This window comes from Streptomyces sp. SID11385 (assembly GCF_010548245.1).
GTDB lineage: Bacteria > Actinomycetota > Actinomycetes > Streptomycetales > Streptomycetaceae > Streptomyces.
In genome coordinates this window covers 1-5,152 of record NZ_JAAGLR010000319.1, presented here as the reverse complement: position 1 = coordinate 5,152, position 5,152 = coordinate 1, and the positions used below count along the sequence as shown (strand labels likewise).

6 protein-coding genes are annotated in these 5,152 nt (G+C 76.3%); 5 read left to right on the top strand and 1 reads right to left on the bottom strand.

The window, feature by feature from the left end:
• The 4 genes from G3I42_RS09730 to G3I42_RS09715 form a co-directional block, all read left to right on the top strand.
• The coding region (locus G3I42_RS09730; RefSeq protein ID WP_164284317.1) for an alpha/beta hydrolase at positions 1 to 836 on the top strand (836 nt) is incomplete at its 5' end.
• The gene (locus G3I42_RS09725) at positions 833 to 2,044 is read left to right on the top strand and encodes an acyltransferase family protein (RefSeq protein ID WP_164284314.1); all 1,212 of its coding nucleotides are present in this window, start codon (positions 833 to 835) and stop codon (positions 2,042 to 2,044) included. The genes G3I42_RS09730 and G3I42_RS09725, both read left to right, overlap by 4 nt.
• Before the next feature lie 147 nt (positions 2,045 to 2,191).
• Complete coding sequence (locus G3I42_RS09720) at positions 2,192 to 3,451, top strand: histidine kinase (RefSeq protein WP_164284312.1); 1,260 nt, start codon at positions 2,192 to 2,194, stop codon at positions 3,449 to 3,451.
• The gene (locus G3I42_RS09715) at positions 3,448 to 4,119 is read left to right on the top strand and encodes a response regulator transcription factor (protein ID WP_164284310.1); all 672 of its coding nucleotides are present in this window, start codon (positions 3,448 to 3,450) and stop codon (positions 4,117 to 4,119) included. The genes G3I42_RS09720 and G3I42_RS09715 overlap by 4 nt, the downstream gene beginning before the upstream one ends.
• A 52-nt stretch (positions 4,120 to 4,171) precedes the next feature.
• Here G3I42_RS09715 and G3I42_RS09710 read toward each other — a convergent pair whose 3' ends face one another.
• Positions 4,172 to 4,822, bottom strand: coding sequence for a TetR/AcrR family transcriptional regulator (locus G3I42_RS09710; protein WP_164284308.1), 651 nt, complete (start codon positions 4,820 to 4,822; stop codon positions 4,172 to 4,174).
• 75 nt (positions 4,823 to 4,897) lie between these two features.
• Between G3I42_RS09710 and G3I42_RS09705 the strand changes: the two genes are divergently transcribed.
• Positions 4,898 to 5,152 (top strand): alcohol dehydrogenase catalytic domain-containing protein (locus G3I42_RS09705; protein ID WP_164284306.1); only part of this gene is annotated, 255 nt, incomplete at its 3' end.

Sequence of the window (5,152 nt, the reverse complement as noted above, 5' to 3'; positions counted from 1 at the left end):
CCTTCGGCGGGAGGCTGCCCGACCCCGTCACCGCGAGCCCCGCCGAGGTCGCCGCCTTCTTCGCCGGGCTCGGCGGCGCGGAGCGGCACCGGCTCGTCGCCGCGCACCCGGGCGTCGTCGGCAACCTCGACGGCGCCCCGGTCGCGCTCCGGTACGAGGCCAACGCGGCGGCCGGTCCGCACGTGCTGGCGTACGACCCGCGCGGACGCGGACTGATCGCGCGCGTCGTGGGCGACCTGGACACGGCCACGCACGTGGCGGTCCTCGTGCCCGGCTCGGACATCGACCTCGGCTCGTCGGACCGCCTGACCCGGTGGGCCACCGACCTCCAGGAGGCCGCGGGCGACGACACGGCCGTCATCGCCTGGGCCGGGTACACGACGCCCGACGGCATCGGCGTCGACCTCGCGACGGGCCGCCTCGCGCGGGCGGGCGCCGCCCGGCTGACCCGGTTCACCCAGGGCCTGGACGCGGCCGGGCTCCCCGACCCCGCCCTCTTCTGCCACAGCTACGGCTCGGTCGTCTGCGGCCTCGCCGCCTCCCGCACCGACGCCCGCGACCTCGTCGTCATGGGCTCGCCCGGCATGCGCGCCGCGAACGTCGCGGCGCTGCGCACCACCGCGCACGTCTGGGCCGCCGAGTCCCCGCACGACTGGATCACGCACGTCCCGCACACCGAGTTCCTGGGCCTCGGCCACGGCCCCGATCCCACCTCGCCGGGCTTCGGCGCGCGCGTCCTGCCCGCCGCCGACGTCCCCGCGCACGACGCCTACTTCACCCCCGGCACCTCCACGCTCACCGCGTTCGGCGCCATCGCGGGAGGTGAGCTGCGGTGAAGGCCACGACCCGCTTCGCGCGGCTCGCCGCCCGGGTGGACGCGCGCACCCCGGCCCACCGCGACCGCGCGCTCGACGGCCTGCGGGCCCTCGCGCTCCTCGCCGTCCCCACCGGGCACTGGCTCCTCGGCGGCCTCACGCGCGACGACGGCGGCGCACTGCACAACGCGAGCCCCCTCGCGACGTTCGGCACGCTCGCCCCGGCGAGCTGGGTGCTCCAGATGCTGGGCATCTTCTTCCTGGTCGGCGGCCACGCCTCGTACCTCTCCTACCGGCGCCGCCCCGGCTCCGCGCGGCAGTGGACCGCGGGACGCCTGCGGCGCCTCGGCCGTCCGCTCCTCGGCGCCACCGCCGTGTGGGCGCTGCTCCTCCCGCTCCTCCACTACGGCCTCGGAGTCCCGACCGGCACCCTGCACACCGCGGCGACCCTCGTCGTGCAGCCCCTGTGGTTCGTCGGCGTCTACGCCGTCGTCACGGCCCTCACGCCGTACTGCGTCCGCGCCTCCGCACGGCTCGGCGCGTGGGCCGCGCTGCCGCTGCTCGCGTCCGTCGCCGTCGTCGACCTCCTGCGGTACGGGCCGTACGCGGACGCCGTGCCCGCGTGGCTGAGCCTGCTGAACCTGCTGCCCGGCTGGATGTTCGCCTACCAGCTCGGCGTCTCCTGGGGGGACAGGAGCCTCGGGCGGCGCGGGGCGTGGCTGCTCCTCGCAGGCGGCGCCGCGCTGTTCGCCGCGCTCCTGCTCGTCTTCCACTACCCCGTGTCGATGGTGGGGGTGCCCGGCGAGGCCCGTACCAACTCCCACCCGCCGTCCCTGCTCGTCCTCGCGCTCGCCGCCGCCCAGTCGGGCGCCGGGATCCTGCTGCGCGAGCGGCTCGCGCGGCTGCTGCGGCGGCCCGCGCTGTGGGCGCCCGTGGTGCTCGTCAACCTGTCGGCGATGACGATCCTGTGCTGGCACCAGTCGGCGATGCTCGCCGCCGCGATCCCGGGCTCCTTCCTCGGCGCACTCCCCGGACTGACCACCGCGCCCGACACGGTCGGCTGGGTCTTCGCCCGGCTCGCGTGGCTGCCGCTCTTCGCGGCGCTGCTCGTGGTGATCACGCGGTACGCGCGGCCACTGGAGGAGCCGTGGCGCCGGACGGGGGCGGTCCGCGCGGTGGCGGTGGGGGTCCTGGCGGCGTCGTTCGGGTACTTCGCGCTGGCGGCGTGAGGGACCGTGGCAGCGGGGGAGGGAGGGGGAAGCGGTGGCGTGGAGGAGAGGCGGCGGCGTGGACGGGCGTGAGGTGACGGGGCCCCGCGCGGACGGAAATCGCGCGGGCGCGGACACCGTCCCGTCCCCTGTAGGAGGGTGGAGCCCATGACGTCGCCGAAGGAACCCTCGACCGGGGCCTCGACCGGGGCCTCGACCGGGGAACAGCCCCGCGCACCGCTCGCGGGGGCGCGGAGCCGGTGGACGCGGCTGCTGCTGCCGTGGGCCGTCGCGTTCGTGCTCTGCGTCGTCCTGCTGCCCGTCCAGCTCAACCTGCTCGTCTCCGACTACGGGCTGGGCGGCGGTCTCGCGAGCGCGCTCGCGCTCGCGCAGGCGGTGCCGCTGCTGCCCGCCGTCGTCCGGCCGCTGACGGCGTGGTACGTCATCTTCGCGGCGGACGTCGCCGGGGCGCTCGCCCTGCTCTCCGTCGACCTCGGCAAGCCGCTGCTGTGGCCGTTTCCCGCCCCGGTGATCGTCGGGTACGTCGGGCTCTGCCTCGCCCTCGGCCTGCGCGAGCGCCGCCGGACGCTGCTGCTCGTGTGGCTCGCGACGGCGGGCGCGACCGTCCTCCTGGGGTTCCTCGGGCCCGACGGCCCGCACAGCAACGGCATCGTGCTCACGGTGCTCAGCGGCGTCGCGCTCGTCCTCACCGCCGCGCTCAGGGAGCGGCACGAGGTCAACCGCCGCCTCCTCGCGCAGGAGGCGATCAGCGAGGCCGAGCGGGAGCGGCGCACGCTGCTGGAGGAACGCACGCGCATCGCACGGGAGTTGCACGACGTCGTGGCCCACCACATGTCGGTCATCACGGTGCAGGCGGACACCGCCGTGTACCGGCTGCCCGACGTACCGCCCGACGTACGCGAGGAGTTCACGTCCATCGCGGCGACCGCGCGCGCCTCGCTGAGCGAGATGCGCCGGCTGCTCGGCGTGCTGCGCAACGAGGAGACGCGCGGCGAACTCGCTCCGCAGCCGGGCCTCGGGCAGATCGGGCGGCTCGTGGCGGCGACCGGGCGGGCGGGGACGCCGGTCGAGTACACCCCGTGCGAGGCCGGGGTTCCCGAGGCGGTGGGGCTCTCGGCGTACCGGATCGTGCAGGAGGCGCTCGCGAACGCCGTACGGCACGCGCCCGGCGCCCCCACCCGCGTCTCGCTCTCCGCGGACGGCGTCGCGCTCACCGTCCTCGTCGTCAACGCGCCGCCGCCCGCGCCGCCCGCCGGGCCGCTGGAGACGAGCGGGACCGGGCACGGTCTCGTCGGAATGCGCGAGCGCGTACGGCTCGTGGGCGGCACCCTGGACACCGGCCCGCTGCCGGACGGCGGCTTCCGGGTCGCCGCCCGGCTCCCCCTGACCGAGAAGGAACCCACGTGACGACGCGCGTCCTCATCGTCGACGACCAAGCCATGGTGCGCGCGGGCTTCGCCGCGCTGCTCGCCGCCCAGAGCGACATCGACGTGGTCGGCGAGGCCCCGGACGGCGCCCAGGGCGTCGAGCTGAGCCGCCGCACCCACCCCGACGTCGTGCTGATGGACGTACGGATGCCCGGGATGGACGGCCTGGAGGCCGCGCGCCGCCTCCTCGCGCCCCCGCCGGGCACCACGCACCGGCCGCGCGTCCTGATGCTCACGACGTTCGACATCGACGACTACGTGTACGAGGCGCTGCGGGCCGGGGCGAGCGGCTTCCTCCTGAAGGACGCGCCGCCCGCCGACCTCATCGCGGCGGTACGCGTCGTGGCCGCGGGCGACGCCCTGCTCGCCCCCTCCGTGACCCGCCGCCTCATCGCCGACTTCGCCCGGCAGCGCCCCGCCCCCGGAAAGCCCGCCCTGCGCCTCAAGGCCCTGACCGAGCGCGAGACGGAGGTCCTGACGCTCGTCGCGCGCGGCCGCTCGAACACGGAGATCGCCGCCCACCTGGTCCTCGCCGAGCAGACGGTGAAGACCCACGTGAGCCGCGTCCTCACGAAGCTCGGCCTGCGCGACCGGGCCCAGGCGGTGGTCTTCGCGTACGAGTCGGGGCTGGTGGCGCCGGGGGAGTAAGGGGGCGGCGTACGGGTCCGGTGGCGGGTCAGGTCTGTCGGCGGTCGGGCTCTCAGGACGGCCGGCCCGCGATGCCCATCGCCTCCGCGAGCCGTACCGGGCCCGGCAGTTCGCCCTCGCGGGCCGGCTCCGCCGCGAACGCGCGGACGACGTAGGCGGCGAAGCGGGCCGACGCGGCGGGCGGGACGGGGGCGGGGCCGCTGTGGATGCCCTTGTTGGCGAGGAGCATGAGGAGGAGGTCGTCGAGGACGAAGTCGGGGCGCAGCCGCCCCGCCGCCTTGGCCCGCCCGGCCAGGTCCGCCATCGCGCGGTAGTCGGTGGCGCGGCCCCGCGCCGCCGCCGCGATCTCGGGCCCTGTGAGGTGCGAGAGGAAGAGTTCGGTGAGCCCCCGGTCCCGCGCGTGCAGCGCGCACAGCCCCTCGATCACCGCGCACAGCCCCCGCCACGGATCGGGATCGGCGGCTCCGGCCGCCACGATCTCGCGGCACGCGCGCAGCGGCCCGGCGAACGCCTCGGCGAGCAGCGCCTGCTTCGTCGCGAAGTGCCGGTAGAGCGTCGCGGGCCCCACCCCGGCCCGCCGCGCGACCTCGCGCAGCGGCACGTCCACGCCCTCGGTACGGAAGAGGTCGCGGGCGGCCTCCAGAATCCGCTCCCGGTTCTCGCGCGCGTCCACGCGGCCGGGCTGAGAGAAATCGTCGGTCACGCTCTCACTTTAGCCAACCGGACGGGGGCGTCCGTTACGTTCGCAAGGTATGCCGACGCCGAAGGAGCGCAGCCCGTGAAAGCCATCGTGATCAGGAGTTTCGGCGGGCCCGAGGGCCTGGAGACGGTCGACCTCCCCACCCCCCGCCCCGCCGCTGGCCAGGTCCTCGTCGCGACGGAGGCGATCGGCGTCGGCGGCGTCGACGTCCTGATCCGCCGGGGCGCGCTCGCCGCGTACGGCTTCGCTCCCGGCTTCGTCCCGGGCGGCGAGAGCGCGGGCACGGTCATCGGGACGGGCCCCGGCGTCGACCCGGCCTGGCGCGGGCGCCGC

Coding starts and splice junctions, on each gene's coding strand:
- G3I42_RS09720 (WP_164284312.1), top strand. CDS start 2,192: ATGACGTCGCCGAAGGAACCCTCGACCGGGGCCTCGACCGGGGCCTCG.